A 25,919-nucleotide genomic window follows, 5' to 3' on the forward strand; every position below is an offset into this window, starting at 1 on the left:
TGTGTCTTTCAGCCCCACCAGCCCAGCGCGTGGGTGCCAAGCACGATCGCGCCCCCGGCAAGGAACGTCAGCGCCCGGCCGATCAGGCCGGAGCCGCGGCGGCGCCGACGCTGCCACATGAGTTCGACCCTGGGCAGCGGCGGGGCTTCCGGCGCGCCGCCCTTGGGCGGAAAGCGGTCCTCGATGCGGCGGATGAGGTCGGGGATGCGCAGCAGCGTCTGCGTGTCCTCGCGCAGCCGGTCGGCAATGGCGGCTTCGGGGCCAAGTTCATCGCGCACCCAGCCGCGCACGAAAGGCGCGGCGGTTTCCCACATGTTGATTTCAGGATCGAGCTGCGTTGCGATGCCTTCGACCATGACCATGGTCTTTTGCAGCAGCAGGAGGTGGGGCTGGGTCTGCATGTCGAAATCGCGGGTGATGGCAAAAAGGCCATCCAGCATCTGCCCTACCGAGAGTTCGGACACCGGTTTGCCGCGCATCGGTTCGCCTACCGCGCGCAGGGCCGTGGCAAACTCGTCGACCGAATGATAGCTTGGCACATATTGCGCCTCGAAATGGATTTCTGCCACGCGCCGGTAGTTGCCCGTCGTCAGTCCATAGAGGATTTCGGCCAGCCACTGGCGCGCACGCCGGTCGATGCGACCCATGATGCCGAAATCGATGGCAACGATGGTGCCGTCGGCTTCGACGAAGAGGTTGCCCTGGTGCATGTCGGCATGGAAATAGCCGCCGCTGATCGCCTGGGTCAGGAAGGCGAGCACCAGCCGCCGTGCCAGTTCCTTGCGATCATGGCCTGCCGCATCGAGCGCGGCCACGTCGCTGATCTTCACGCCATCGATCCAGTCGAGCGTCATCACCCGCCCGTTGGTGCGGTCCCAGTCGATCGCGGGGATGCGGTATCCGGCATGGGCGCGCATCGTGTCGGCCAGTTCGGACGCGGACGCCGCCTCGCGGCGCAGATCAAGCTCGCGCACGGTCCAGCGCTTGAAGTTGGCAATGACCATGCGAGGGCGCAGGCGCGCAGCCTCGCCGCCGAAGGCTTCGAGATGGGCTGCGGCCCACTCATAGGTCTCGATGTCGCGCGCGAACTTTTCGCGCACGCCGGGGCGCAGCACCTTGACGGCAACCTTGCGCCCGTCGCTCGTGACCGCGCGGTGCACCTGCGCCACCGAAGCCGCGCCCACCGGATCGGGATCGAACGCGGAAAACAGGCTTTCCAGCGGCTTTTCGAACGAACGCTGGATCTCTGACCGGATCAGCGCGAAATCAACCGGCGGCAGCTTGTCCTGAAGTTCAAGCAGGTTGTGCGCGGCTTCCTCGCCCACCAGATCGGGGCGCGTGGCCAATGTCTGGCCCAGCTTGATCGCGGCCGGCCCAATGGCGCGAAAGGCCCCGGCATAGTCGGGCGTTTTCGGCTGGATCGTGCCGAACCGCGCCACCCTGCACAGCGTGCGCACCGGCGCAGGGGTATTGGGATCGCCTTCGATCCCGCGCAGCGCGCCGTGGCGGGCAAGCGTCCGGCCCCAGCCCAGCAGGCGGCGGATATGCGTGGCAGGAAGGGTCAAGCGATCAGACCTTCCATCCCGAATGGATGGCCACCAGCCCGCCAAGGATCGGCTCGACCCGCGTGCGCCTGAAACCGGCGGCGCGGATCATGCCCTCGAACTCTGCCATGGGCGGAAAGCGGCGGATCGATTCGATCAGGTAGCGATAGGAATCGGCATCGCCCGCGATCATCTGGCCCAGCTTGGGCACGAGCCTGTGCGAATAGGCGTCGTAGATTTCGGAAAAGCCCGGCCACTGCGTGGTGGAAAACTCAAGGCAGAAGAACCGCCCGCCGAACTTCAGCACCCGGTGCGCCTCGGCCAGCGCGCGGTCGATGTGCGTCACGTTGCGAATGCCGAAGGCGATTGTGTAGGCATCGAAGCTGCGGTCAGCGAAGGTCAGTTCCTCGGCATTCTGGCGCGACCATTCAAGGCCCTCGATGCCGCGCTTTGCGGCGCGTTCGATGCCCACATCGAGCATGTCCTGATTGATGTCCGCGACAGTGATGTGCGCACCCGAAGGCGCCATGCGAAAGGCGATGTCGCCGGTGCCGCCTGCCATGTCGAGAATGGCCTCGCCCGGCTGCGGGCGCACGCGGCGCACGAACTTGTCCTTCCACAACCGGTGCATCCCCACCGACATGGCATCGTTCATCACGTCATACTTGCGCGCGACGTTCGAGAAGATCGCGCCGACGCGGTGTTCCTTCTCCGCGGCCGGGATGTCTTCGTAGCCGAAGGATGCCGTTTCTTGGGCGGTCTCGCGGGCGGTTTCAGGAGTCGTCATGGCTAGGGCCTTTAGTGGGGAATTGCCCGGACGGCAAAGCCTGATAGGGGAAAGCGATCATGCCCGAACTTCCCGAAGTAGAAACCACCGTCCGTGGTCTTGCAACCGTGCTCGAAGGGCAGGTCATCGCCCGTGTGGCGGTGAACCGGCCCGATCTGCGCCGGCCCTTCCCGGCCGATCTGGCGCAGGCGCTTATCGGCGCGCGGGTGACGGGCATGGGACGCAGGGCCAAGTATGGCCTCGTCCATACCGACCGGGCGCGCACGATGGTGTTTCATCTGGGCATGTCGGGGCGCTGGCGAATCGATCCTGAAGACATCGGCAAGCACGATCATCTCGTGCTGGAAACGGCGGGCGGGCGCGTGCTTGCGCTCAACGATGCGCGGCGCTTCGGCTCGGTCGATCTGGTCGTCAGCGATGCGCTGGACGCGTGGGGACCGTTCGCCGCGTTGGGGCCTGAGCCGCTGGGCGAGGGGTTGACGCCCAAGCACCTGCGCGCCGCGTTCAGGGACCGGGGCGCCGCGGTCAAGCTGTTGCTGCTCGATCAGCGCATCGTGGCGGGGCTGGGCAACATCTATGTCTGCGAGGCGCTGAACCGCGCGGGCATCCACCCCGAACGCGCAGGCGGCAAGGTCTCGCGCGCCGCGCTCGAACGGCTGGTGCCCCTTATCCGCGAAGTGCTGGAAGAGGCCATCGCGGCGGGCGGATCAACCTTGCGCGATTATGTGCAGCCCGATGGCGAACTGGGCTATTTCGCCAAGGACTGGCGCGTTTACGGCCGCGAAGGCGATGCCTGCCCCTGCGGCGGCACGGTGCAGCGCATCGTGCAGGGCGGCAGGTCCACCTTCTTCTGCGCCCGCTGCCAGAAGTAGCGCAGGGCAACCGGCCGGTTCATGGCCGTGCGCGCCAACGTTGCACTACGTGACGATCGGCGCGCAAGGGATTGAGCGCGCCGCCGCCTTGGGGCAACAGGTGAGCAAAGGTCGCCCCGACGCGCAATGGGGGCGCGCAAACAGGAGAGTCCCGCAATGTTCACGCACAGCTTTCTTGGCACCAACGACGTTGAAAAGTCGCGCAAGTTCTACACGGCGGTGATGGAAACGCTCGGCCATACCACGGTCGTCCCCCTGCCGCACGGCACCGCGTTTCCTTCCGCCAGCGGTGCGCTGATCGTCGGGCGGCCCGCCAACGGCGAACCCCATACCATTTCGAACGGGCATACGCTGGGCTTCAAGGCGGCGGATGCCTCGGTGGTCGATGCCTGGCATGCGGCAGGGCTTGCCAATGGCGGCACCTGCGAAGGCGCGCCCGGTGTCAGGGCCAATTCGCCGGGCCAGCAGTATGGCGCCTATCTGCGCGATCCCGATGGCAACAAGATCTGCGCCTTCGCACCCAATCCGAACGCCTGACCGTCACAGGTTGGTGATGGCGTAGGGCACCAGATCGCGGGCGTGGGGATCAACCACGATCGCGCGGTCGCTGGGCGGAAAGGCGCGCTGGTCACACCGGTCGCGCGGGCAGATGCGGCAGGAAATGCCGATCCGCGCGACCGTTTCCGGGCGCGAGAGGTTGAGGCCGTCGGCATAGATGAACTCGTCCGCCAGTGCCGCCTCGCAGCCCAGCGCCACGGCATAGCGGCGCGGGCTGCGGTGGAAGCTGCCCGATGGTTTGACCAGTCCCTTGGCGATCGAGACATAGCGCACTCCGTCGGGCATTTCGGCCGCCTGCACGTGGATGCGGTCGGGGATGGCCACGGCCTCGTGCACCACCCATAGCGGACAGGCCCCGCCAAAGCGGGCGAATTGCAGGCGCGTGGCGGAATGGCGCTTGGTGATGTTGCCCGCCATGTCCACCCGGCAGAAGAACATGGGAATGCCGCGCGCCTGCGGACGTTGCAGCGTGGACAGGCGGTGGCAGACCTGTTCGAAGCTGGAACCGAACAGCAGGCGCAACTGGTCGATATCGTGGCGCAGTTCGCGCGCGCGGGTGCGGAACCATTCGTAGGGCATGATGAGCGCGCCCGCCGCATAGTTGCCAAGCCCCACGGTCAGGAGCTGGCGCGCGGCATCCGATTGCAGCCGGGCTTCCGCCACGATCCCGGCAATTTCCTCGCGCAGGGCCTCGGCGGCAAGCTGGTAGGCCATCTGGAAGCGGGTGCTTTCCACCGGCTGGTTGGGATCGAGCGTCAGGCGGCGTTCGGCAGGATCGAAACGGCGCATGGCGCCGCCGCTGACCTGCTCCACCGCAATGCCCCGGCTTTCCAGCCAGAGCGCCATCTGGCCCATGGTGGGCGACATGCCGGTGCCCGAAAGCCGCACGGCCAGCCGTTCGGCCGCGCGGTCGATCGCGTCGACATAGTTGTTGGCGTGGTGGAACCAGTCGCGCACTTCCTCCCACGGCAGGCGGCCGCCAGAGATATTGTCCGATCCCAGGGCCTCGTCGATGATCTCAAGCCGCTGCACCGATCGGCGGTGCTGGTCCCACAGTCTGGCGAAAGCCTCGGCGAAGGCGGGATACTGTTCGGCCACCCGCTCCACCTGTTCGCCGGGCAGCATCGCCCCGATCAGGGGATCGGCCGCCGCATCGCGCAGCGCGGTGAGCACCGGCTCCACCCGGTCGGCGGCGAAATCCTGCCATTCCACGGGAAAGCTGTGCTGGAGCCGGTCGGTCAGCGCGGGGGTGAGCGGCCGTTCGTCGTTCTCGATCTGCGAGAGATACGATGCGCTGATACCCAGAATTGCGGCCATTTCGCCCTGCCGCAGCTTGCGCGCCCTGCGCAGCGCCCTGAGCTGTTCACCCGCGAAGAGGCGGCGTCTGGCCATGGCGGATCACCCGATTTTTGCAAAGTTCATCTTCGCAAGTTTGCAGAATAACAGTGGACTTGGCAAGCCGGGCGTTGCAAGCGCTAGGGCCTGTCCGCAGTTGAGCCCGACCCCTTCAGCGGGTGCAGGTGCGGGTCCGGCTTCGGCCTGGCGCTCCGGGGAGGGGGCGCGGGCCGGAGCCGGGCAACGGATCGGCGGAATACGGGCCAGCACGGTTCCGCATCAGCCGGTCAGAGGCCAGCCGATCAACAAGTCAACACCGTTCAAGCGAAAGGGTGCAAGCAAATGTCCGCCAATATTGCCGAGATGGAAAAGCGCCGGGAAGCCGCGCGGCTGGGTGGCGGGCAGAAGCGCATCGATGCGCAGCACGCCAAGGGCAAGCTGACCGCGCGCGAACGCCTCGAAGTGCTCCTCGATGAAGGCAGCTTCGAGGAAGTGGACATGTATGTCGAGCACAACTGCGTCGACTTCGGCATGCCCGAAACGGTCATTCCCGGTGATGGCGTGGTGACGGGATCGGGCACGATCAACGGCCGCCTCGTCTATGTGTTCAGCCAGGACTTCACCGTGTTCGGTGGCTCGCTTTCGGAACGCCACGCGCAGAAAATCTGCAAGATCATGGACATGGCCATGAAGGTCGGCGCGCCGGTGATCGGGCTTAACGATTCGGGCGGGGCGCGCATTCAGGAGGGCGTGGCATCACTGGGCGGCTATGCCGAAGTGTTCCAGCGCAATGTGCTGGCATCGGGCGTGGTGCCGCAGATTTCGCTCATCATGGGGCCTTGCGCGGGCGGCGCGGTCTACAGCCCTGCGATGACCGACTTCATCTTCATGGTGAAGGACAGCTCCTACATGTTCGTGACCGGCCCGGACGTGGTCAAGACCGTCACCAACGAAGTCGTCACGCAGGAAGAGCTGGGCGGGGCGGTCACGCATACGACCAAGACTTCGGTTGCCGACCTTGCGCTGGAAAACGACATCGAGGCGCTTCTCGCCGCGCGCGACTTCTTCGATTACCTGCCCCTGTCGAACCGGCAGGACGTGCCCGAACGGCCGACATCCGATCCTTACGACCGGCTTGAGCCGAGCCTCGATACCATCGTTCCGGCCTCGGCCACGCAGCCCTATGATATGCACGAGGTCATCCGCAAGACGGTGGATGAGGGCGAGTTCTTCGAAATCCAGCCCAAGCACGCCGCCAACATCATCTGCGGTTTCGGCCGTATCGAAGGGCGCACCGTGGGCGTTGTGGCCAACCAGCCGATGGTGCTCGCGGGCGTGCTCGATATCAACTCCTCGAAGAAGGCCGCGCGCTTCGTGCGCTTCTGCGATGCCTTCAACATCCCGATCGTGACTTTCGTCGATGTTCCGGGCTTCCTTCCCGGCACCGCGCAGGAGCACAACGGCATCATCAAGCACGGCGCCAAGCTGCTCTTCGCCTATGCCGAGGCGACCGTGCCGAAGATCACCGTCATCACCCGCAAGGCCTATGGCGGCGCTTATGACGTGATGGCATCCAAGCACCTGCGCGGCGATCTCAACTATGCCTGGCCCACTGCCGAAATCGCGGTGATGGGCGCCAAGGGGGCGGTCGAGATCATTTTCCGCGGCCTTTCCGCCGAAGAGCAGGCGATCAAGACCAGAGAATACGAAGACCGCTTCGCCAATCCGTTCGTGGCGGCAAGCAAGGGCTTCGTCGACGAGGTGATCCACCCGCATTCCACCCGGCGCCGCGTGGCGCTGGGCCTCAGGAAGCTGCGGAACAAGGCCCTCGAGAACCCATGGAAGAAGCACGACAACATTCCGCTCTGATTTGCTCCAGGACTTTGGAAAGACTGACAATGACCGACATCTACATCGTCTCTGGCGCGCGCACCGCCATTGGTTCCTTCGGCGGCAGCCTTGCCTCGCTGCGTCCGGCCGAAACCGGTGCCATCGTCATCAGGGAAGCCATCGCCCGCGCCGGAATCACCCCCGACAAGGTGCAGAACGTGGTGATCGGCACGGTCGTGCCCACGCAGCCGAAGGACGCCTACGTCAGCCGCGTGGCGGCGGTGAATGCCGGCATTCCGATTGAAGCACCCGCGATGAACGTCAACCGCCTGTGCGGTTCGGGCCTGCAGGCGATCGTCTCGGCGGCGCAGGGCATTGCGCTGGGCGAACAGGACATCGCCATCGGCGGCGGCGCTGAAAGCATGTCGAACGCCCCGCACATGGTGCTGACTGCGCGCAACGGGCAGAAGATGGGCGATCAGGTGCTGATGGACGCCATGCTTGGCGCGCTGCATGATCCGTTCGAGAATATCCACATGGGCGTCACGGCCGAAAACGTGGCCGAACAGTGCCAGATCAGCCGTGAAGATCAGGATGCGCTGGCCGTGGAAAGCCACAGGCGCGCAGCCGCCGCCATTGCGGGGGGATATTTCAAGGAACAGATCGTCCCGGTCGAGATCAGGACGCGCAAGGGCGTGGTCGTGTTCGACACCGACGAGCACGTGCGCGCCGATGCCTCGCTTGAGGCGATGGCGGGCCTGAAGCCCGTGTTCAAGAAGGATGGCACCGTCACGGCGGGCAATGCTTCGGGAATCAACGACGGCGCAGCGGCGGTGGTCCTTGCCAGCGGCAAGGCGGTAGAAGAACACGGCCTGAAGCCGATGGCGAAGATCCTCGCCTGGGGCCACGCGGGCGTTGAGCCGAACGTCATGGGTCTTGGCCCGGTCAAGGCGGTGCCGGTGGCGCTGGCGCGTGCGGGCCTGACACTCGACCAGATCGACGTGATCGAGAGCAACGAGGCATTCGCCGCGCAGGCGTGCGGCGTGGCCAAGTCGCTGGGCTTCGATCCGGCCAAGACCAACCCCAACGGTTCGGGCATCAGCCTTGGCCATCCCATCGGCGCGACCGGCGCGATCCTGACGATCAAGGCCATGTATGAACTGCACCGCACCGGCGGACGCTATGGCCTTATCACTATGTGCATCGGCGGTGGTCAGGGCATCGCCATGGTCATCGAAAGGGTCTGATCCATGAAGCCCAAGATGCAATTAGGCCGCTTGAACCACGTCGGCGTTGCCACGCCCGACATTGACGCATCCATCGCGTTCTACCGCGACGTGATGGGGGCCACCGACATCACCGAGCCGTTCGTGCTGGAAAGCCAGCAGGTGCGGGTGTGCTTCGTCAACACGCCGGGCGAGAACGGGACCGCTGGCACGCAGATCGAGCTGATCCAGCCGACCAGCCCCGACAGTGCGGTGGGCAAGTGGCTCGCGGCCAACCCGCTCGGCGGGCAGCACCATCTTTGCTACGAAGTGCCTGACATTCACGAGGCCAAGGCCTGGTTCGAGGGGCAGGGCAAGCGCGTGCTGGGCGAACCCCGCATCGGCGCGCACGGCACGCTGATCTTCTTTGTCCATCCCAAGGATATGGGCGGACAGCTGACCGAGATCATGGAGACGCCGAAGGGCGGGCACCACTGAGGTTGTGAGGGAACCGTCACCCCGAACTTGTTTGAGGGGCCCTCGTGCGAACGGCACAGCGGTTCGAGTGGCAGAAATGGATGCTGAATCAGGTTCAGCATGACGTGTGAGATGGCAAAATGACCGACAAGACTCTGGCAGACTGGCAGGCCGCGGCCGCAAAGGAAGTCAAAGGCAAGGATCTGATCTGGCACACGCCCGAAGGTATTGCCGTCAAGCCGCTCTATACCGCTGACGACGTGACCGTTGATCCGGGCCTGCCCGGTTTCGCGCCCTTCACGCGCGGCGTGCGCGCATCGATGTATGCGGGGCGCCCATGGACGATCCGCCAGTATGCGGGCTTCTCCACCGCCGAGGAATCCAACGCCTTCTACCGCCGCAACCTTGCCGCCGGGCAGAAGGGGCTTTCGGTCGCCTTCGACCTTGCCACGCACCGCGGCTACGATTCCGACCATCCGCGCGTGGTGGGCGATGTGGGCAAGGCGGGCGTGGCGATCGACAGCGTCGAGGACATGAAGATCCTGTTCGACGGCATTCCGCTCGATCAGATGTCGGTCTCGATGACCATGAACGGCGCGGTCATCCCGATCCTCGCGTTCTTCATCGTGGCGGGCCAGGAACAGGGCGTTCCCACCGAAAAGCTGGACGGAACCATTCAGAACGACATTCTGAAGGAGTTCATGGTCCGCAACACCTATATCTATCCGCCCGAACCCTCGATGCGGATCATCTCCGACATCTTTGCCTATACCTCGGCAAACATGCCCAAGTTCAACTCGATCTCGATTTCCGGCTATCACATGCAGGAAGCCGGGGCGACGCAGGTGCAGGAACTGGCCTTCACCATCGCCGATGGCATGGAATACGTGAAGTATGGCGTGGCCTCCGGTCTCGATATCGACAAGTTCGCCGGCCGCCTGTCGTTCTTCTTCGCCATCGGCATGAACTTCTTCATGGAAGTGGCCAAGCTGCGCGCCGCGCGGGTGCTGTGGCACCGCGTGATGACGAAGCTGGGCGCCAAGGACGAACGCTCCAAGATGCTGCGCACGCACTGCCAGACATCGGGCGTTTCCTTGCAGGAGCAGGATCCCTACAACAACGTCATCCGCACCACGATCGAGGCGATGGCGGCCATGCTGGGCGGCACCCAGTCGCTCCACACCAACGCGCTCGATGAAGCCATCGCGCTGCCGACCGACTTTTCCGCCCGCATCGCGCGCAACACGCAGATCGTGCTTCAGGAAGAGACGGGCATGTGCAACGTGGTCGACCCGCTGGGCGGTTCGTATTACGTCGAAGCCCTCACGCAGCAACTGGTCGACAAGGCGTGGGAAATCATCGAGCGCGTCGAGGCCGAAGGTGGCATGGCCAAGGCCGTGGCCGCCGGCTGGCCCAAGGCGATGATCGAGGAAGCCGCCGCCGCCCGTCAGGCCCGCGTCGATCGGGGTGAGGACGTGATCGTCGGCGTCAACAAGTATCGCCTGGCAAACGAAGACCAGATCGAGACGCTGGAGGTTGACAACCACGCGGTGCGCGAGGCGCAGATTGCCCGCATCAAGCGCGTGCGCGAAACGCGCGACGAGACGAAGTGCCGCGCAGCGCTCAATGCGCTCACCGAAGGTGCCAAGACCGGCGGCAACCTGCTCGAACTGGCGGTCGAGGCTGCCCGCCACCGCGCCACCCTGGGCGAGATTTCGGATGCGATGGAGGTTGTCTTCGGTCGCCACGGAACCGTGCCCACGCCGGTCAAGGGCATCTACGGTTCGGCCTATGCCGGAGACAATCGCTATCAACAGGTGCTCGATGGGGTCGAGGCCGTCACTCGCCGCCTTGGCCGCAAGCCGCGGATGCTGGTGGCCAAGATGGGGCAGGATGGCCACGATCGCGGCGCGAACGTCATCGCCTCGGCCTTTTCGGACATGGGCTTTGACGTGACCAGCGGTCCCTTGTTCCAGACGCCCGAAGAAGCCGCCGCCCTGGCGCTGGAAAAGGATGTGGATGCGGTGGGTGCATCGAGCCTTGCCGCCGGACACAAGACGCTGATCCCCGAACTGATCGCCCACCTCAAGGCGGCAGGCCGGGCCGACATCAAGGTCGTGGCAGGCGGCGTCATCCCGCCGCAGGACTACGACTTCCTGCGCGAGGCAGGCGTTCAGGGCATTTACGGCCCCGGTTCGAACGTGGTCGAATGCGCGGCCGACATGCTCCGCCTCCTCGGCCACAACATGCCGCCGCTGGGTAGCGAGATCGAGGCCGCCTGATAGTATCCGCCCAGAACCACGGGAGCGATGCCATGACACAGAAGCTTGAGACGCTGACGATCCACGCCGGGTGCGAGCCTGATCCGACCACCAAGGCGCGGATCACGCCGATCTACCAGACGGCAAGCTATGTGTTCGACAGTGCCGAACATGCCGCGAACCTGTTTGCGCTGGCCGAGTTCGGCAACATCTACACCCGCATCATGAACCCGACCAACGCCGCGCTCGAAGCCAAGATTGCGGCGCTGGAAGGGGGCGTGGGCGCCCTCGGCGTCGCATCGGGCCATGCTGCGCAGTTCATCGTCTTCCACACCCTGATGGAGCCGGGCTGCGAGATCGTTGCGGCCAAGAAGCTCTATGGCGGCACGCTCAACCAGTTCGCGCACAGCTTTGCCAAGTTCGGCTGGAAGGCGGTGTTCGTCGATGCCGATGATCCCGCCGCCGTTGCCGCCGCGATTACCGACAAGACGCGCGGCGTGTTCATCGAAAGCCTCGCCAATCCCGGCGGCGTGGTGCAGGACATTGCCGCGATTGCCGAGGTCGCCCATGCTGCTGGCGTGCCGCTGATCGTCGACAACACGATGGCCAGCCCCGCACTGTGCCGCCCGATCGAGCACGGCGCGGACATCGTCGTCCATTCCTGCACCAAGTTCCTCAACGGCCACGGCAATTCCATCGGCGGGCTGATCGTCGATTCGGGCAAGTTCGACTGGGCGGCGAGCGACAAGTTTCCCTCGCTCTCGCAGCCGAACCCCAGCTACCACGGCGCAGTGCTGACCGAGGCGCTGAAGCCGGTCGGCCCGATCGCCTTCATCATTGGCTGCCGCGTGCTGGGCCTGCGCGATCTTGGTCCGGCGATGGCGCCGATGAACGCGTTCCTGACGCTCACCGGCATGGAAACGCTGGCGCTGCGCATGGAGCGGCATTGCAGCAATGCGCTGCATCTGGCGCAGTGGCTTCAGGCCCATCCCAAGGTCGCGTGGGTATCCTATGCGGGCCTGCCGGAAGACCCCTATCACCAGCTTGCCCGCCGGTATCTTGGCGGCAAGGGGGGCGCGGTGTTCACCTTCGGCGTGAAGGGGGGCTACGAGGCGGGCGTGAAGCTGGTCCAGTCGGTAAAGCTGTTCAGCCACCTCGCCAACATCGGCGACACCCGCTCGCTCATCATCCATCCCGCCTCGACCACGCACAGCCAGCTGGGCGAAGAGGAGTTGCAGGCTGCGGGCGCGGGCGCGGACACCGTGCGCGTGTCGGTCGGCATTGAACACATCGACGACATCGTCGCCGACCTCGCGCAGGCGCTCGAACAGATCTGATAAACGGAAAGCAACCGCCAATGTTCAAGAAAATCCTCATCGCCAACCGTGGTGAAATTGCCTGCCGCGTCATCAAGACGGCTCGTCGGATGGGTATTCAGACGGTGGCGGTCTATTCCGATGCCGATGCGCGGGCGCCGTTCGTGCAGATGGCGGACGAGGCGGTGCATATCGGGCCTGCGCCTGCCGCGCAGTCCTACCTGATTGCCGACAAGATCATCGCGGCGTGCAAGGCAACGGGCGCGGAAGCCGTGCATCCGGGCTATGGCTTCCTGTCCGAGCGCACCTCGTTTGCCGAGGCGCTGGCGGCAGAGAACATCGCGTTCATTGGCCCCCCTGTCGGCGCGATCGCCGCGATGGGCGACAAGATCGAATCCAAGAAGCTGGCCAAGGAAGCGGGCGTCAACGTCGTCCCCGGCTTCGTCGGCGAGATCGAGGATACCGAGCATGCGGTGCGCATCTCGGACGAGATCGGCTATCCGGTGATGATGAAGGCCTCGGCCGGCGGTGGCGGCAAGGGCATGCGTCTTGCCTACAACGAGAAGGATGTGCGCGAGGGCTTCGAGGCCGTGAAGCGTGAAGGCCTGAACTCGTTCGGCGATGACCGCGTGTTCATCGAAAAGTTCATCCTCAACCCGCGCCACATCGAGATCCAGATCCTCGGCGACAAGCACGGCAACATCCTTTACCTGAACGAGCGCGAGTGCTCGATCCAGCGCCGCCACCAGAAGGTGGTGGAAGAAGCGCCTTCGCCGTTCGTGACGCCCAAGATGCGCAAGGCCATGGGCGAACAGTGCGTCGCGCTGGCCCGCGCGGTGGGATACTACTCGGCAGGCACGGTGGAACTCATCGTTTCGGGCGCCGATCCCAGCGGCGAAAGCTTCTACTTCCTCGAAATGAACACGCGCCTACAGGTGGAGCATCCCGTGACCGAAGCCATCACCGGCATCGATCTGGTCGAGCAGATGATCCGCGTGGCCGCTGGCGAGAAGCTTGCATTCACGCAGGACGACGTGAAGATCGACGGCTGGGCCATCGAGAACCGCGTCTATGCCGAAGACCCGTATCGCGGCTTCCTGCCATCGACCGGCCGCCTGATCCGCTATCAGCCTCCCCTCGCCGGTTGGACTGACGATGGCGAGGCCAACGGTCGGCGCGGCGTCGATGGCGTGCGGGTGGATGACGGCGTCTATGAAGGCGGTGAAGTCTCGATGTTCTATGACCCGATGATCGCCAAGCTCATCACCTGGGGCAAGACGCGCGACGAGGCTGCCGACAAGCAGATCGAGGCGCTTGATGCCTTCGAGATCGAGGGGCTGGGCCACAACATCGATTTCGTGAACGCGATCATGCAGCACCCGCGCTTCCGGTCGGGCGAACTCACCACCGGTTTCATTGCCGAGGAATATCCCGAAGGCTTCACCGGCGCGCCCGCTTCGTCAGAATTGAAGCAGCAGCTTGCAGCGCTTGCGGGATTTCTTGCCACCGCGCGGTCCGACCGGGCGCGGCAGGTGGACGGGCAGCTTGGTGATGAACTCGATCCGCCGTCGCAATGGGCGGTGAAGATCGGCGGCGAGACTTTTGCGGTCGGCGTGACCGAGGACGACATCACCGTTGATGGCAAGGTCATCGATATCGCGCTCGAATACTCGCTCGGCGACCGGATCGTGCATTGCGAGGTGGATGACAGGCCGCTCTCGGTAAAGGTCGAGACGACTCGCGCAGGCTTCAAGCTGACGACGCGCGGCGCGATCCACGATGTGCAGGTCCTGCCCGCACATATCGCGCACCTGACGAAGCACATGATCGAAAAGGTGCCGCCTGATCTTTCGAAGTTCCTGATCTGCCCGATGCCGGGCCTGCTCGTTTCGCTTCACGTGGCCGTGGGCGATACGGTGGAGGCGGGCCAGCCGCTGGCCGTGGTTGAAGCGATGAAGATGGAAAACATCCTTCGCGCCGAGAAGGCGGGCACGGTGAAGGCGGTCAACGCCAAGGCTGGCGACAGTCTCGCGGTGGACGCGATCATCCTTGAAATGGAGTAAGCGCGCCCGTCCGTTTGGCTTCCGGCTCTTCGGCTACTGATCGGGGCCGGGAGCGGGGGAGGCGGGAATCGGGAGCGGTAAACCTTGGGCTTGTGTCCATGCTGCATCAGTCTGGCGCGATTTTGTGCGCACACGAAACTTCGTGTGACAGCCGCCTGACGAGCAGCTAAAGGAAGCGCCACACAAGTCGCCCGGCGCGGCCTTGGGAGAGGGTGCGACAACGTTCGCGCCGCGCCGGGTGTTATTGCGGGATCTGCGGCATTGCCTATGCGCCCGCGATGTGGTTGCCTGCGGGCCAGCATGATCGTCCGCCCCTGCAACAGCAATCCTTTCCGATGAGCGCGGGGCTTGCCGCACTTCTGGCGCTGGCGCTTGGCGCACTGCTTTTCGCCGTGGCCTTCTATGCCGAACGGCGGCTGCGTTCACGCAGCCTTGGCCCGCGCGCGCGTCATCTCGTTTATATGTTGGCGCTGGGTGTCTATTGCTCAAGCTGGACCTTCTACGGAACGGTCGGCACGGCGGTCAGCGAGGGCTGGAACTACCTGCCGATCTATCTTGCGCCCGCGCTCCTGCTGCTGTTCGCTCCGCGCTTTCTGGAACGGCTGGCCGAAGCGGTGCAGCAGGAACGTGCCGTCACCATCTCGGACTTTATCGGGGCGCGCTTTGGCCACGATGCCGCCGTGGCGCAGCTTGTCACCGTCATCGCCCTGTGCGGCACGATACCCTACGTGGCGCTGCAACTGCGATCGATCGGCGCGGCGGTGGCGGGCATTTCGGGCGCGGACATTGCCGTGCCCGCCATCCTTGCCGCAGCCATTGTGCTGGCGACTTTTGCGATTCTTTTCGGTGCGCGCCGCTACGAGATTGCCGGGCGCAGCGACGGGCTGGTGGCGGCGGTCGCGCTGGAATCGCTCATCAAGATCATCGCCCTGGGGGTGGTGGGGGCCTATGCCTTCAGCGTGATTGCCGATGCCGATCCGGTGCGGCTGGCTGATGCCGTCCGGCATCTCGAACTGCGCTTTGCCCCTTCGCAGGTTTCCGCCGAAACACTGACCATCGCGCTAATCTCGACCTTTGCGATCATCGTCCTGCCGCGCCAGTTCTACATGGCGCTGGTGGTGGCGCAGTCGCCGCACGATCTGCCCCGCGCGCGGGCTGGCCTTGCGCTCTATCTCCTTGCCATGGCGGCCCTGATCCTGCCGATTGCGGTGGGCGGGCTGGTGGCGCTTCCCGCTTCGGTGCCGCCTGATCTCTATGTCCTGCTGCTGCCGACCAGCACCGGGGCATCGGCCATTGCCACCATTGCGCTGATCGGCGGTATCAGCGCCGGGGCGGCCATGGTCATCGTCGATGCCACCGCGCTTGCCACGATGGTTTCGAACGACCTGATCTTCCCGGCCGTGCTTCGGCAGGGCGGGCCCAGCGGCGAAGGCGATCTGGGCCGCCGCATGGTGCTGGTGCGGCGGCTGGCGATTGTCGGCGTGGTGGCGCTGGCGCTGCTGTGGGCGCTGCTCGTCGATCCGGCGCGCTCGCTCGCATCGATCGGGCTGGTGGCCTTTGCCGCCATGGTGCAGTTCGTGCCGCATCTTCTGCTGGCGGTTCAGGCGCCGGGGCGCGATCCGGTGGCGGCGCGCGCCAGCCTGCTCACCGGGCTTGCGCTCTGGCTCTATACGCTGGCCTTGCCGCCAATCATGCCGCGCGCCCTGCTCGATGCGCTGGCGGGCACCCTGTTCGATCCGCTGCGGCTCTTCGGCATCGGCCACGCCTCGCCGCTGGTGCACGGCGTGGCATGGAGCCTTGCCGCCAATCTTGCGGTGCTGGGTCTGGTGGCCGCGGGCAAGCAGCGCGCCCCGCGCCTGCCGCGGCTTGCCGCAACCGGACGTGCCGCGGGCAATCTGGGAGAACTGGCGGCGCTGACCGCGCGATTCGTCGGCGAAGAGCGCGCGCTTGAGGTCTTTCCGGCGGCGCGGCATGGGCACGGGGTTGACCGCGCATCCGCCCGTCTCGCGCGCGAGATGATCGCGGGCGTGGTGGGCACGTCCTCGGCGCGGGCGCTGGTGGCGTCGGCGTTGGCGGGCGGGCGCATGACGCTTGAGGACGTGACCCGCCTGCTCGACGAGGGCGGCCAGTCGCTCAGCTTCTCGCGGCAGCTTCTGGCCGCCACTTTCGAGAACCTGCAATCGGGCGTCAGCGTGATCGATGCGGATCTCAGGCTGGTGGCGTGGAACACCCGCTATGTCGAACTCTTCGGCTACCCGCCCGGACTGGTGCGCGAGGGCGTGGCGATAGCCGACCTCATCCGCTTCAACGTGGAGCGCGGGGCCTTTGCGGGCAGCGTCGATCACGAGGTTGACAAGCGCCTGCGCCACCTTCGCGCCCGGCGCGCCTATGTGTCCGAACGCGTGCATCACGATGGCCGGGTCATAAAGTCGGTTGGCGGGCCGATGCCGGGTGGCGGCTATCTTACCTCGTTCACCGACATTACCGAGGACGCCAAGGTCCGCGCCGAACTGGAGCGGACGCTGAACGAACTTGAACAGCGCGTGGCCGAGCGCACCGCCGAACTGCGCGAGGCGAACCGGCGGCTGGCCGATACCGGGCGCGAGAAGACGCGCTTTCTTGCCGCCGCCAGCCATGATCTGCTCCAGCCCCTGCACGCGGCGCGCCTCTTCGCCTCGGCGCTCGACCGTTCGCTGGAAGGCAATGCGCGCGCGCTGGCGCAGCGGGTGGACAAGTCCATCGTGGCCGCCGAAGCGCTGCTGCGCGCCTTGCTCGACATATCCCGGCTCGATGCGGGCGGGGTGCAGGCCAATCCCGAACCCGTCCTGCTTGCGCCGCTGATTGCCGATCTGGCCGACAACATGCGCCCGCTGGCCGAGGAAAAGGGCCTGATCCTGCGCACGGCAAGCCTTGGCGGCACTGTTGAGACCGACCCCGGCCTGCTGCGTTCGGTCCTGCAGAACCTCGTCGCCAATGCCTTGCGCTATACCCTTGCGGGCGGGGTGCTGATCGGCGTGCGGCGGCGCGGGGACGATCTGCGGATTGACGTCATCGATACGGGCGTGGGCATTCCTGCAGAACGCCAGCACGAGATTTTCGGCGAGTTCACCCGGCTGGGCACGGTCGAGGCCGAAGGGCTGGGGCTGGGCCTTGCCATCGTGGAGCGTATCGCGCGGCTGATCGGCGCGCGGATCGAACTTTCCTCGCGCGAAGGGCGGGGCAGCCGGTTCAGCGTGGCCCTGCCCGCGCGTGGCGCCGCTGCCGGGGCGGCGATGGTGCAATCGGCCGTTGCGCCGCAATCTGCCGGTGGGGGCAGGGCGCTGTCGGTGCTGGTGGTGGACAACGAGCCCGAAATTGTGGCCGCCACCACCGCGCTGCTCGAAGGCATGGGGCACGCGGTGACGGGGGCGACCGACATGGCATCGGCGCTGCGCCATGCCCGGCGCGCCGATGTGCTGCTGGCGGACTATCATCTTGGCAACGGCGAGGACGGATTGCGCCTCATCGATCAGGCGCGGGCGCGCAATCCGGCGCTGGCGGTGGCGCTGGTATCCGCCGAAGGCGGTGCGGACCTGCGCAAGCGGCTGCGGCTGCGCCGGGTGCCGCTGTTCGTGAAGCCCGCCGATCCTGCCGCGATCGAGGCCTTCCTGCGCGAGGCTGCGGGCCGGACAGGCGCCCTGCCTGCTTCGGCTGCGCCTGCCTCAGCCGCCCTTGGCTCAGACGGGAGGCGCAAGGCCCAGTGAACGCGCCACCAGCGCTGCCTGCGTGCGGTTCTGCACATCAAGTTTGCGCATGATCGCGGTCATGTGCGCCTTCACCGTCGCCTCGCTCATGCCAAGGTCATAGGCGATCTGCTTGTTCAGCTTGCCCTCAAGCACGGCAAGCAGCACCTTGAGCTGGGTGGGAGTAAGCCCGGCCACTTCGCGGCGCACCTCGTCAACCGGTTCGGCGGCGGCGCGCGGCGCGGAGGGGGCCGTCTTTTCGCCAAGCGCCACACGCAGGGCATCCTCGATCTGCGCGAGATCGGCATCCTTGCGCAGAAAGCCCACCGCACCAAAGGCGCGGGCTTCCTGCGCGATCTGCGCGCCTTCCGCGCTTGAGACGACAAGGATTGGCACATCGGGCCGTTCGGCATGGAGCAGGGCAATGCCGGAATAGCCGACCGCCCCCGGCATTTTCAGATCAAGCGTGACGAGCGCCAGATCGGGCGTTTCCGCCACGGCTCTGGCGGCTCCGGTCAGGGTGCCGGCTTCGGCCACCTGCGCATCGGGAGCGACATTGCCAACCGCCAGCGCCAGTGCCTGACGGAAGAGCGGATGATCGTCGGCAATCAGGATCGTTCTGCTCACATCCCTCCGGTCAGGCCGCGATCATGCCTTGGTGCAGGGCCAGCGCCATCAGGCACTGGCGAGCTGCGGCCTGTTGGCCACCAGATTATCCACCACCGACGGATCGGCAAGGGTCGAGGTGTCGCCAAGGTTCGACATGTCGTTCTCCCCGATCTTGCGCAGAATGCGGCGCATGATCTTGCCCGAACGCGTCTTGGGCAGGCCAGGGGCGAACTGGATCACATCGGGCGTGGCGATGGGGCCGATCTCGTGGCGCACCCACTGCACCAGTTCCTTGCGCAGGGCCTCGTCCGGCTCGACCTCGGCATTGCAGGTGACGAAGGCATAGATGCCCTGGCCCTTGATGTCGTGCGGCATTCCCACCACGGCTGCTTCTGCCACCTTGGGGTGGGCCACCAGCGCGCTTTCGATCTCGGCCGTGCCCATGCGGTGGCCCGAAACGTTGATGACATCATCAATGCGCCCGGTGATCCAGTAATAGCCGTCGGCATCGCGGCGGCAGCCGTCACCGGTGAAATAGAGGCCCTTGAACGTGCTGAAATAGGTCTGGAAGAAGCGTTCGTGATCGCCCCAGACGGTGCGCATCTGGCCGGGCCAGGAATCGGTGATGACGAGGCAGCCATCGGTCGCGCCTTCAAGGAAATTGCCGTCATTGTCGACCAGCGCGGGCTTCACGCCAAAGAACGGGCGGCTGGCCGAACCGGGCTTGAGCGGGGTGGCGCCGGGCAGCGGGGTAATCATCGCGCCGCCCGTTTCCGTCTGCCACCAGGTATCGACGATGGGGCAGCGGCCATCTCCCACCACCTTGTGATACCATTCCCACGCTTCGGGGTTGATCGGCTCGCCCACCGAGCCAAGCAGACGCAGCGAGGCGCGGCTGGTCTTCTTCACCCAATCGTCGCCTTCGCGCATCAGCGCGCGCAGCGCGGTGGGCGCGCCATAGAAGATCTCGACCTTGAACTTGTCGACCACCTGCCAGAAGCGGCTGGGATCGGGGAAGTTGGGCACCCCTTCGAACATCACCGTGGTCGCCCCGTTCATCAGCGGGCCATAGACCACGTAGGAATGGCCCGTGACCCAGCCGATATCGGCCGCGCACCAGTAGATCTGTCCCGGACGGTAATCGAACACATACTGGTGCGTCATCGAAGCCCAGACTGCGTAGCCGCCGGTGGTGTGCAGCACGCCCTTGGGCTTGCCCGTGGAACCGGAGGTATAGAGGATGAACAGCGGATCTTCCGCGCCCATTTCCTCAGGTGGGCATTCGGCGCTCTGGCTGTCGGCGGCGGCCCAGTCGATATCGCGGCCTTCGGTCATCGGCACATCGGCGCCCGTGCGGCGCAGCATGATGACGGTATCCACTCCGGGGCACTGCTTCAGCGCTTCGTCCACGTTGGCCTTCAGCGGCACCTTGCGCCCGCCACGCAGGCCCTCGTCCGCTGTCAGCACGATGCGGCTGTCGCAATCGGTGATACGGCCCGCCAGCGCATCGGGAGAAAAACCCGCAAAGACGATCGAATGAATCGCCCCGATGCGCGCGCAGGCCAGCATGGCAACGGCGGCTTCGGGCACCATCGGCAGGTAGATCGTCACCCGTTCGCCGCGCTTCACGCCCTTTGCCTTCAGGAGGTTGGCAAAGCGGCAGACCTGCTCGTGCAGCTCGCGATAGGTGATCGCGCGATGGTCTTCGTCCAGCCCGTCCGGCTCCCACAGGATCGCCACGCTGTCGGCGCGGGTGGCCAGGTGGCGGTCAAGCGCATTGGCGCACAGGTTCAGAGTGCCGTCCTCGAACCAGCGAATGCCGAAATCGGCCTCGTTGTATGACGTGTTCTTCACCCTGGTGAAGGGCCTGATCCAGTCAAGCCGCTCGCCATGTTCGGCCCAGAAGGCTTCGGGATCCTCGACCGACTGGCGATACATCTCGAAATAGCGCGCTTCGTCCACAAGCGCGTTTTCGGCCCAGTGCGCGGGAACGGGATAGACGGCTTCGGCCATGTCAGGCTCTCCTCGTGGATCGATTCTGATCTTGGCGGCAAGGTTTACGGTCTGCGCAACCTGCCCGCCTTTAGACAATAGTCGTAGAACTAAGACCATCCTCTGTCTGGCTGGCAAGGCCGAACCGATCGACATTCACGGCAGGATGTCCCGAAAGCGGGGTGCCGGGAGAGGAATGATGATCGCACGGCGTTTGCGGACCCTGAAGGCGCTGCTGGCAGCAACCGCGCTGGCCGCCCCCGCAGTCCTGATGCCTGCCGCAGTGCATGCAGCCGCGCCTGCGTCCAGCCGCGAGGCCGAACTCGAAGCGCGGCTCCTGCGCCTTGAAGCCGAGATGGCCGACATGAAGGCAGCCCTGCGCGAGGCCCGGCAGGCTTCGGCCGAGAAGCCGTTGACGGATGACGCGGCAACACAGGCGGCAAGGGCTGCCGAGGCCAAGGCCGATGCCGCTGCGGTGCGCATTGCCGCGCTTGAGGCAAAGGCCGGGCAGGTTCCCGCCCAGCCCGACGGTTTCCGCATGGGCGGCACAAGCTGGCGGCTGGGCGGCTTCGTCAAGGTGGTCGGCAGCGTCACCCGCTTCGGCAATGGCGAACTGGCGGGGGGATCGCTGGGCAAGGAGTTCTTCCTGCCGCAGCAGATTCCGGTGGGCGGCGCGGCCAGCACGGATGTCATCGGCCATGCCCGCCAGACCCGGCTGTTCTTTTCCACCAGCACCCCGGTGGCGGGCAAGGAGCTGAAAGGCCATATCGAGTTCGATTTCGCGCTGGCGGCCGCGCCCCTTGGTGCGCAGCGCGCCACCAACGCTTATACCCCCACCTTCCGGCGCGGCTTCATCAGCTATGGCAACCTGCTGATCGGGCAGGAATGGACCACCTTCCAGAACCCTGCCCATTTGCCCGAATCCACCGATTTCGTGGGGCCGATGGATGGCTCGGTCTTCGTGCGGCAGATGATGGTGCAATATCGCCAGCCGCTGGGCCGGGGGCTGGACCTCTATCTTGCGGCGGAAAACCCGCAGACCGAAACGCTCACGTCCACCTCTGCCGCCATGGTCGACAACGATCAGGACCGGATGCCCGATTTCGTGGCGAAGCTGGCCTATCACGACAAGACGAAGGAACTGCACATCGCGGGGCTGGTGCGCAGCGTTTCGGTGCATGGCGGCGGGATGGGCGACAATGCGCTGGGCTATGGCGCGAGCGTTGGCGGAAAGATCATGTTCGGCCCCGGCAATCGCCACGATATCCGCTTCATGGGTGCGGTGGGCCGGGGGATCGGCCGCTATTTCACCGTAGGCTATGCGCCTGATGCGATATATGACCGCGCCGTGGCCGACCGGCTCTATCTGGTCGACAATCTGGCGGGCTGGGCCTCGGTCAAGCTGGGCTGGACCGAAACCCTGCGTTCCACATTCATGGCCGGATACCAGCACGCCGGCTATCCCGACGCCATCGGCAGGCCCGCCCTTGCCAATGTCGAGGCATGGAGCCTTGCCGGCAACCTGTTCTGGTCGCCGGTGCGCAATCTCGATTTCGGAATTGAATACCGCCACGCCGTCCGCAAGGTTGCAAGCGGGCTGTCGGGCACGATGGATCGCGTCGAAATGGCGGCGAAGTACACATTCTAAGAACGGGGAAGAGGACCGATGGCAACTCTGGAAGACACCTTGCCCAAGCATCACCGGGCAACACACAGCGAAAAACTCATCATCACCGCCTCATCGCTGGGCACGGTGTTCGAGTGGTATGATTTCTACCTCTATGGGCTGCTCACCGCGATCATCGCGGCGCAGTTTCTTACCGGGCTGAACCCCACCACGTCGTTCATCATGGCGCTGCTGGTATTTGCCGCGGGCTTCATCGTGCGCCCGTTCGGCGCGCTGGTATTCGGCGCGATCGGCGATATCGTCGGGCGGCGCTATACCTTCATCGTCACGCTGCTGGTGATGGGGCTTTCCACTTTCCTTGTCGGCTGCCTTCCCACCTATGAAAGCGTCGGCGTTGCCGCGCCGATCATGCTGGTGGTGCTGCGCATGTTCCAGGGCCTTGCCCTTGGCGGCGAATATGGCGGCGCGGCCACTTACGTTGCCGAACATGCGCCCAACAACAAGCGCGGTTTCTACACCAGCTGGATCCAGATCACCGCGACGGCGGGGCTGGCCATGGCGCTGCTCATAGTCATCCTCGTGCGCTCGCCCGTCACGGGCGTGGGCGAAGAGGCGTTCCGCGCATGGGGCTGGCGCATTCCCTATCTGCTTTCAGGCGTGTTTCTGGCGATCGGCCTGTGGCTGCGCCTGAAACTGCATGAATCGCCCGTCTTCCAGAAGATGAAGGAAGAGGGCACTTCGTCCAAGCGCCCGCTGTCAGAAGCCTTCGGCGAATGGAAGAACCTCAAGATCGTGCTGATCGCCTTCTTTGGCGCCATCGCGGGGCAGGCCGTGGTCTGGTACACCGGTCAGCTCTACGCGATGTATTTCCTTGAAAAGATGCTGAAGGTTGATGGCCTTACCGCCAATACCCTCATCATTGTCGCGCTGGCTCTGGCTACCCCGTTCTTTCTGTTCTTCGGCTGGCTTTCAGACAAGATCGGCCGCAAGAAGATCATCCTTGCCGGCTGCGCGCTCGCCGCGCTCACCCTGTTCCCCGCGTTCAAGATGTTGACGGCAGCCGCCAACCCGGCGCTTGCGCACGCGCTTGCCAATGCTCCGGTCAGGGTCGTGGCCAATCCGGGCGAATGCTCCTCGCAGTTCGATCCGGTGGGCGGCAACAAGTTCGATGCGACCTCGTGCGATATAGTGAAAAATGCGCTCGCCAAGGCAGCGGTGAACTACGAGAACGTCGAGGCCCCGGCGGGCACCGTCGCCACCATCCAGATCGGCGGCACCACGATGACCGCACCTGATCCTGCAAGGATTTCGGGCGAGGAAAGGAAGGCCGCCATTGCCGCCTTCACCAAGGCGATCACCGCCGAACTGGAAAAGGTCGGCTATCCGGCAAGTGCCGATCCCGATCAGATCAACCGGCCGCTGGTCGTGGCGATCCTGTTCTACCTCGTGCTGCTGGTAACGATGGTCTATGGCCCCATTGCGGCCATGCTGGTTGAACTTTTCCCAAGCCGGATCCGCTATTCCTCGATGAGCCTGCCCTACCATATCGGCAATGGCTGGCTCGGCGGCCTGCTGCCTGCCATCGGCTTTGCCATGGTGGCGGCCAACGGGGATATCTACCATGGCTTCTGGTATCCGGTGATAGTGGCGGCGGCCACTTGCGTGATCGGCCTCATTTTCCTGCCGGAAACGCACAAACGCAGCATAGACGACTAAGGTCTGACTTGGAGCAGGTGCCGGTTTGCGCCGATACCTGCTCCGACCGTTTGGGGAATCGGGTGAGGACATGAGCGCAGCATACGAACGGGCATGGCAGGAAAGCATCGCCGATCCGCAGGCATTCTGGGGCGATGCCGCACAGGCGATAGACTGGACCGCACAGCCTTCGGCCGCCTATGCCGAAGCGGCGGGCTGGTTTCCCGGCGGAACGCTAAACACTGCCGCCAACTGCCTTGATCGCCACGTTGCCGCAGGGCGCGGCGATGCTGCGGCGCTCATCTACGACAGTCCCGTGACCGATACGGTCCGCCGCTTCACCTATGCCGAACTGCTTGAAGAAAGCGGCAGGGTTGCTGCCATGCTGGCCGCCCTTGGCGTGGCCAAGGGGGACCGGGTCATCATCTACATGCCGATGATCCCCGAAACCGTCTTTGCCATGCTTGCCTGCGCAAGGCTGGGGGCGGTGCATTCGGTGGTGTTCGGCGGCTTTGCGCCGCTGGAACTGGCCAAGCGGATCGATGATGCAACGCCCAGGGTGCTGCTGACGGCATCGTGCGGGATCGAGGGCAGCCGCACCGTTGCCTACAAGCCGATGGTGGACGAGGCGCTGACGCTGGCCCGCCATCAGGTTGAGCGCGTGGTCCTGTTCCAGCGGGACCGCCTGCGCGCCGATCTTCAAGCCCCGCGCGATCTTGACTGGGAAAGCCTGCGCGCAGCCACGGCGGCCGATCCCGTGCCCGCGCCAGTGCCGGTCGCATCCGCTGATCCGCTCTACATCCTCTACACGTCGGGCACCACGGGCACGCCCAAGGGCGTCGTGCGGGAGAACGGCGGCCATGCCGTCGCGCTCGCCTGGTCGATGCGCAACATCTACGCGATTGACGCGGGCGACGTGTTCTGGGCCGCATCGGACGTGGGCTGGGTCGTCGGGCACAGCTACATCGTCTATGCCCCGCTGCTGGTAGGGGCGACGACGGTCCTGTTCGAGGGCAAGCCCGTCGGCACGCCCGATCCGGGCACGTTCTGGCGCGTGATCGCGCGGCACGGGGTGAAAACCTTCTTCACCGCGCCCACCGCCATCCGCGCCATCCGCAAGGAAGACCCGGATGCCCGCCTGCTCAAGAACATCGGCACAGGCCGGTGCGAGGCGATCTTCCTCGCGGGCGAGCGCGCCGATCCCGATACGATCGGCTGGCTTGAGGACAAGTCCGGCCTGCCGGTGATCGACCACTGGTGGCAGACCGAGCTGGGCTGGCCCGCCATTGCTTCGTGCTTTGCGCTGGGCGATCTGCGCCGCAAGCGCGGCAGCGCGGGCTTTCCCGTGCCCGGCTATGCCTTCGCCGTTCTGGACGAGGCAGGCCATCCTGTTCCGGCCGGGCACAGCGGCGCCGTGGTCATCAAGGCGCCGCTCGCACCTGGCGCGTTCCGCACCTTGTGGAACAATCCTGCCGGTTACGCGAAGAACTTCGCCACGTTTGCCGGCTACTACGAAACCGGCGATGCGGGCTTTATCGATGAAGAAGGCTTCGTCCACATCATGGGCCGCACGGATGACATCATCAATGTGGCCGGGCATCGCCTGTCGACCGGGCAGATGGAGCAGATCGTCGCCGCCGTCGAAGGCGTGGCCGAATGCGCGGTGATCGGGGCCGATGATGCGATCAAGGGCATGGTGCCCATCGCCTTTGTTGTGCCGCGCGCCGGGTTCGATGACGATTCCGGTCTTGCGGCGCGCGTCGTTGCCGCAGTGCGTGCGGAACTCGGCCCGGTGGCGGCGCTCAGGACTGCCTATGTCGCACGGGGCCTGCCCAAGACGCGGTCGGGCAAGATCCTGCGCAATCTCCTGCGCAGGATCGTCAATGGCGAGGCATGGACGACGCCTCCCACTATTGATGATCCGGCCGTCCCGGCGCAGTTGCAGTCGCTGGTGGCAGAGCACCACGCGGTCTAGGGCGCTTTGTTCCGACAATTCGGACGAAATCGTTCATATTCTGCATTGCGG

At 65.2% G+C, this 25,919-nt stretch carries 17 protein-coding genes; 12 read left to right on the forward strand and 5 right to left on the reverse strand.

Annotation, left to right across the window (positions count from 1 at the left end):
• Positions 1-8: 8 nt before the first annotated feature.
• Positions 9-1,565, reverse strand: coding sequence for a 2-polyprenylphenol 6-hydroxylase (ubiB, locus tag DKM43_RS10985; protein WP_109798558.1), 1,557 nt, complete (start codon positions 1,563-1,565; stop codon positions 9-11).
• Positions 1,566-1,569: 4 nt separating this feature from the next.
• Entirely contained in the window at positions 1,570-2,331 is a 762-nt protein-coding gene (locus DKM43_RS10990) for a class I SAM-dependent methyltransferase (protein ID WP_109798559.1), read from the reverse strand.
• A 59-nt stretch (positions 2,332-2,390) separates the two neighbouring features.
• On the opposite strand from DKM43_RS10990, the gene mutM reads away from it, so the two are divergent.
• On the forward strand, positions 2,391-3,203 hold the full coding sequence (gene mutM / locus DKM43_RS10995; protein WP_109798560.1) for a bifunctional DNA-formamidopyrimidine glycosylase/DNA-(apurinic or apyrimidinic site) lyase: 813 nt from the start codon (positions 2,391-2,393) through the stop codon (positions 3,201-3,203).
• A 156-nt stretch (positions 3,204-3,359) separates the two neighbouring features.
• Positions 3,360-3,740 carry a VOC family protein gene (locus DKM43_RS11000; protein ID WP_109798594.1) on the forward strand — a complete coding sequence of 127 codons (381 nt, stop codon included), beginning with the start codon at positions 3,360-3,362 and terminating at the stop codon, positions 3,738-3,740.
• Positions 3,741-3,743: 3 nt separating this feature from the next.
• Here the strand turns inward: DKM43_RS11000 and DKM43_RS11005 are convergent, their stop codons facing one another.
• Positions 3,744-5,153: a helix-turn-helix domain-containing protein gene (locus tag DKM43_RS11005; protein WP_109798561.1), complete on the reverse strand. Its 1,410-nt coding sequence runs from the start codon at positions 5,151-5,153 to the stop codon at positions 3,744-3,746.
• 285 nt (positions 5,154-5,438) lie between these two features.
• On the opposite strand from DKM43_RS11005, the gene DKM43_RS11010 reads away from it, so the two are divergent.
• The 7 genes from DKM43_RS11010 (at position 5,439) to DKM43_RS11040 (ending at position 17,991) form a co-directional block, all read left to right on the forward strand.
• Positions 5,439-6,965: an acyl-CoA carboxylase subunit beta gene (locus DKM43_RS11010; protein WP_109798562.1), complete on the forward strand. Its 1,527-nt coding sequence runs from the start codon at positions 5,439-5,441 to the stop codon at positions 6,963-6,965.
• A gap of 29 nt (positions 6,966-6,994) precedes the next feature.
• Entirely contained in the window at positions 6,995-8,173 is a 1,179-nt protein-coding gene (locus tag DKM43_RS11015; RefSeq protein WP_201739849.1) for an acetyl-CoA C-acyltransferase family protein, read from the forward strand.
• A gap of 15 nt (positions 8,174-8,188) precedes the next feature.
• Complete coding sequence (gene mce / locus DKM43_RS11020; protein ID WP_109798596.1) at positions 8,189-8,629, forward strand: methylmalonyl-CoA epimerase; 441 nt, start codon at positions 8,189-8,191, stop codon at positions 8,627-8,629.
• Positions 8,630-8,748: 119 nt separating this feature from the next.
• On the forward strand, positions 8,749-10,890 hold the full coding sequence (gene scpA, locus DKM43_RS11025; RefSeq protein WP_109798563.1) for a methylmalonyl-CoA mutase: 2,142 nt from the start codon (positions 8,749-8,751) through the stop codon (positions 10,888-10,890).
• A 32-nt stretch (positions 10,891-10,922) separates the two neighbouring features.
• Positions 10,923-12,206, forward strand: coding sequence for an O-acetylhomoserine aminocarboxypropyltransferase (locus tag DKM43_RS11030; RefSeq protein WP_109798564.1), 1,284 nt, complete (start codon positions 10,923-10,925; stop codon positions 12,204-12,206).
• Positions 12,207-12,226: 20 nt separating this feature from the next.
• Positions 12,227-14,248 (forward strand): acetyl-CoA carboxylase biotin carboxylase subunit, encoded by a 2,022-nt coding sequence (locus DKM43_RS11035; protein ID WP_109798565.1) that lies wholly within the window; start codon positions 12,227-12,229, stop codon positions 14,246-14,248.
• A gap of 278 nt (positions 14,249-14,526) precedes the next feature.
• On the forward strand, positions 14,527-17,991 hold the full coding sequence (locus DKM43_RS11040; protein ID WP_236632528.1) for a hybrid sensor histidine kinase/response regulator: 3,465 nt from the start codon (positions 14,527-14,529) through the stop codon (positions 17,989-17,991).
• On the opposite strand, the gene DKM43_RS11045 is transcribed toward DKM43_RS11040, so the two are convergent.
• Together DKM43_RS11045 and acs are read right to left on the reverse strand one after the other, a co-directional pair.
• Entirely contained in the window at positions 17,965-18,597 is a 633-nt protein-coding gene (locus DKM43_RS11045) for a response regulator transcription factor (protein WP_109798567.1), read from the reverse strand. The genes DKM43_RS11040 and DKM43_RS11045 overlap by 27 nt on opposite strands.
• Before the next feature lie 48 nt (positions 18,598-18,645).
• Entirely contained in the window at positions 18,646-20,592 is a 1,947-nt protein-coding gene (gene acs / locus DKM43_RS11050; RefSeq protein WP_109798568.1) for an acetate--CoA ligase, read from the reverse strand.
• A 175-nt stretch (positions 20,593-20,767) separates the two neighbouring features.
• Here acs and DKM43_RS11055 point away from each other — a divergent pair, with 175 nt between their 5' ends.
• From DKM43_RS11055 to DKM43_RS11065, 3 genes are all read left to right on the forward strand, one after another.
• Entirely contained in the window at positions 20,768-22,219 is a 1,452-nt protein-coding gene (locus tag DKM43_RS11055; RefSeq protein ID WP_201739850.1) for a DcaP family trimeric outer membrane transporter, read from the forward strand.
• A gap of 18 nt (positions 22,220-22,237) precedes the next feature.
• Positions 22,238-23,914: an MFS transporter gene (locus DKM43_RS11060; protein ID WP_109798569.1), complete on the forward strand. Its 1,677-nt coding sequence runs from the start codon at positions 22,238-22,240 to the stop codon at positions 23,912-23,914.
• 70 nt (positions 23,915-23,984) lie between these two features.
• The gene (locus DKM43_RS11065; RefSeq protein ID WP_109798570.1) at positions 23,985-25,868 is read left to right on the forward strand and encodes an AMP-binding protein; all 1,884 of its coding nucleotides are present in this window, start codon (positions 23,985-23,987) and stop codon (positions 25,866-25,868) included.
• Positions 25,869-25,919 lie beyond the last annotated feature (51 nt).

The organism is Novosphingobium meiothermophilum (genome assembly GCF_003171715.1).
Lineage (GTDB): Bacteria > Pseudomonadota > Alphaproteobacteria > Sphingomonadales > Sphingomonadaceae > Novosphingobium > Novosphingobium meiothermophilum.

Bases quoted from the DNA above. Each gene is read 5' to 3' on its own strand.
- DKM43_RS11005 (WP_109798561.1), bottom strand. From the start codon at position 5,153: ATGGCCAGACGCCGCCTCTTCGCGGGTGAACAGCTCAGGGCGCTGCGC.
- DKM43_RS11000 (WP_109798594.1), top strand. From the start codon at position 3,360: ATGTTCACGCACAGCTTTCTTGGCACCAACGACGTTGAAAAGTCGCGC.
- DKM43_RS11035 (WP_109798565.1), top strand. From the start codon at position 12,227: ATGTTCAAGAAAATCCTCATCGCCAACCGTGGTGAAATTGCCTGCCGC.
- DKM43_RS11030 (WP_109798564.1), top strand. From the start codon at position 10,923: ATGACACAGAAGCTTGAGACGCTGACGATCCACGCCGGGTGCGAGCCT.
- mce (WP_109798596.1), top strand. From the start codon at position 8,189: ATGCAATTAGGCCGCTTGAACCACGTCGGCGTTGCCACGCCCGACATT.
- DKM43_RS11060 (WP_109798569.1), top strand. From the start codon at position 22,238: ATGGCAACTCTGGAAGACACCTTGCCCAAGCATCACCGGGCAACACAC.
- DKM43_RS11015 (WP_201739849.1), top strand. From the start codon at position 6,995: ATGACCGACATCTACATCGTCTCTGGCGCGCGCACCGCCATTGGTTCC.
- DKM43_RS10990 (WP_109798559.1), bottom strand. From the start codon at position 2,331: ATGACGACTCCTGAAACCGCCCGCGAGACCGCCCAAGAAACGGCATCC.
- DKM43_RS11010 (WP_109798562.1), top strand. From the start codon at position 5,439: ATGTCCGCCAATATTGCCGAGATGGAAAAGCGCCGGGAAGCCGCGCGG.
- acs (WP_109798568.1), bottom strand. From the start codon at position 20,592: ATGGCCGAAGCCGTCTATCCCGTTCCCGCGCACTGGGCCGAAAACGCG.
- DKM43_RS11040 (WP_236632528.1), top strand. From the start codon at position 14,527: ATGTGGTTGCCTGCGGGCCAGCATGATCGTCCGCCCCTGCAACAGCAA.
- DKM43_RS11065 (WP_109798570.1), top strand. From the start codon at position 23,985: ATGAGCGCAGCATACGAACGGGCATGGCAGGAAAGCATCGCCGATCCG.
- scpA (WP_109798563.1), top strand. From the start codon at position 8,749: ATGACCGACAAGACTCTGGCAGACTGGCAGGCCGCGGCCGCAAAGGAA.
- mutM (WP_109798560.1), top strand. From the start codon at position 2,391: ATGCCCGAACTTCCCGAAGTAGAAACCACCGTCCGTGGTCTTGCAACC.
- DKM43_RS11055 (WP_201739850.1), top strand. From the start codon at position 20,768: ATGATGATCGCACGGCGTTTGCGGACCCTGAAGGCGCTGCTGGCAGCA.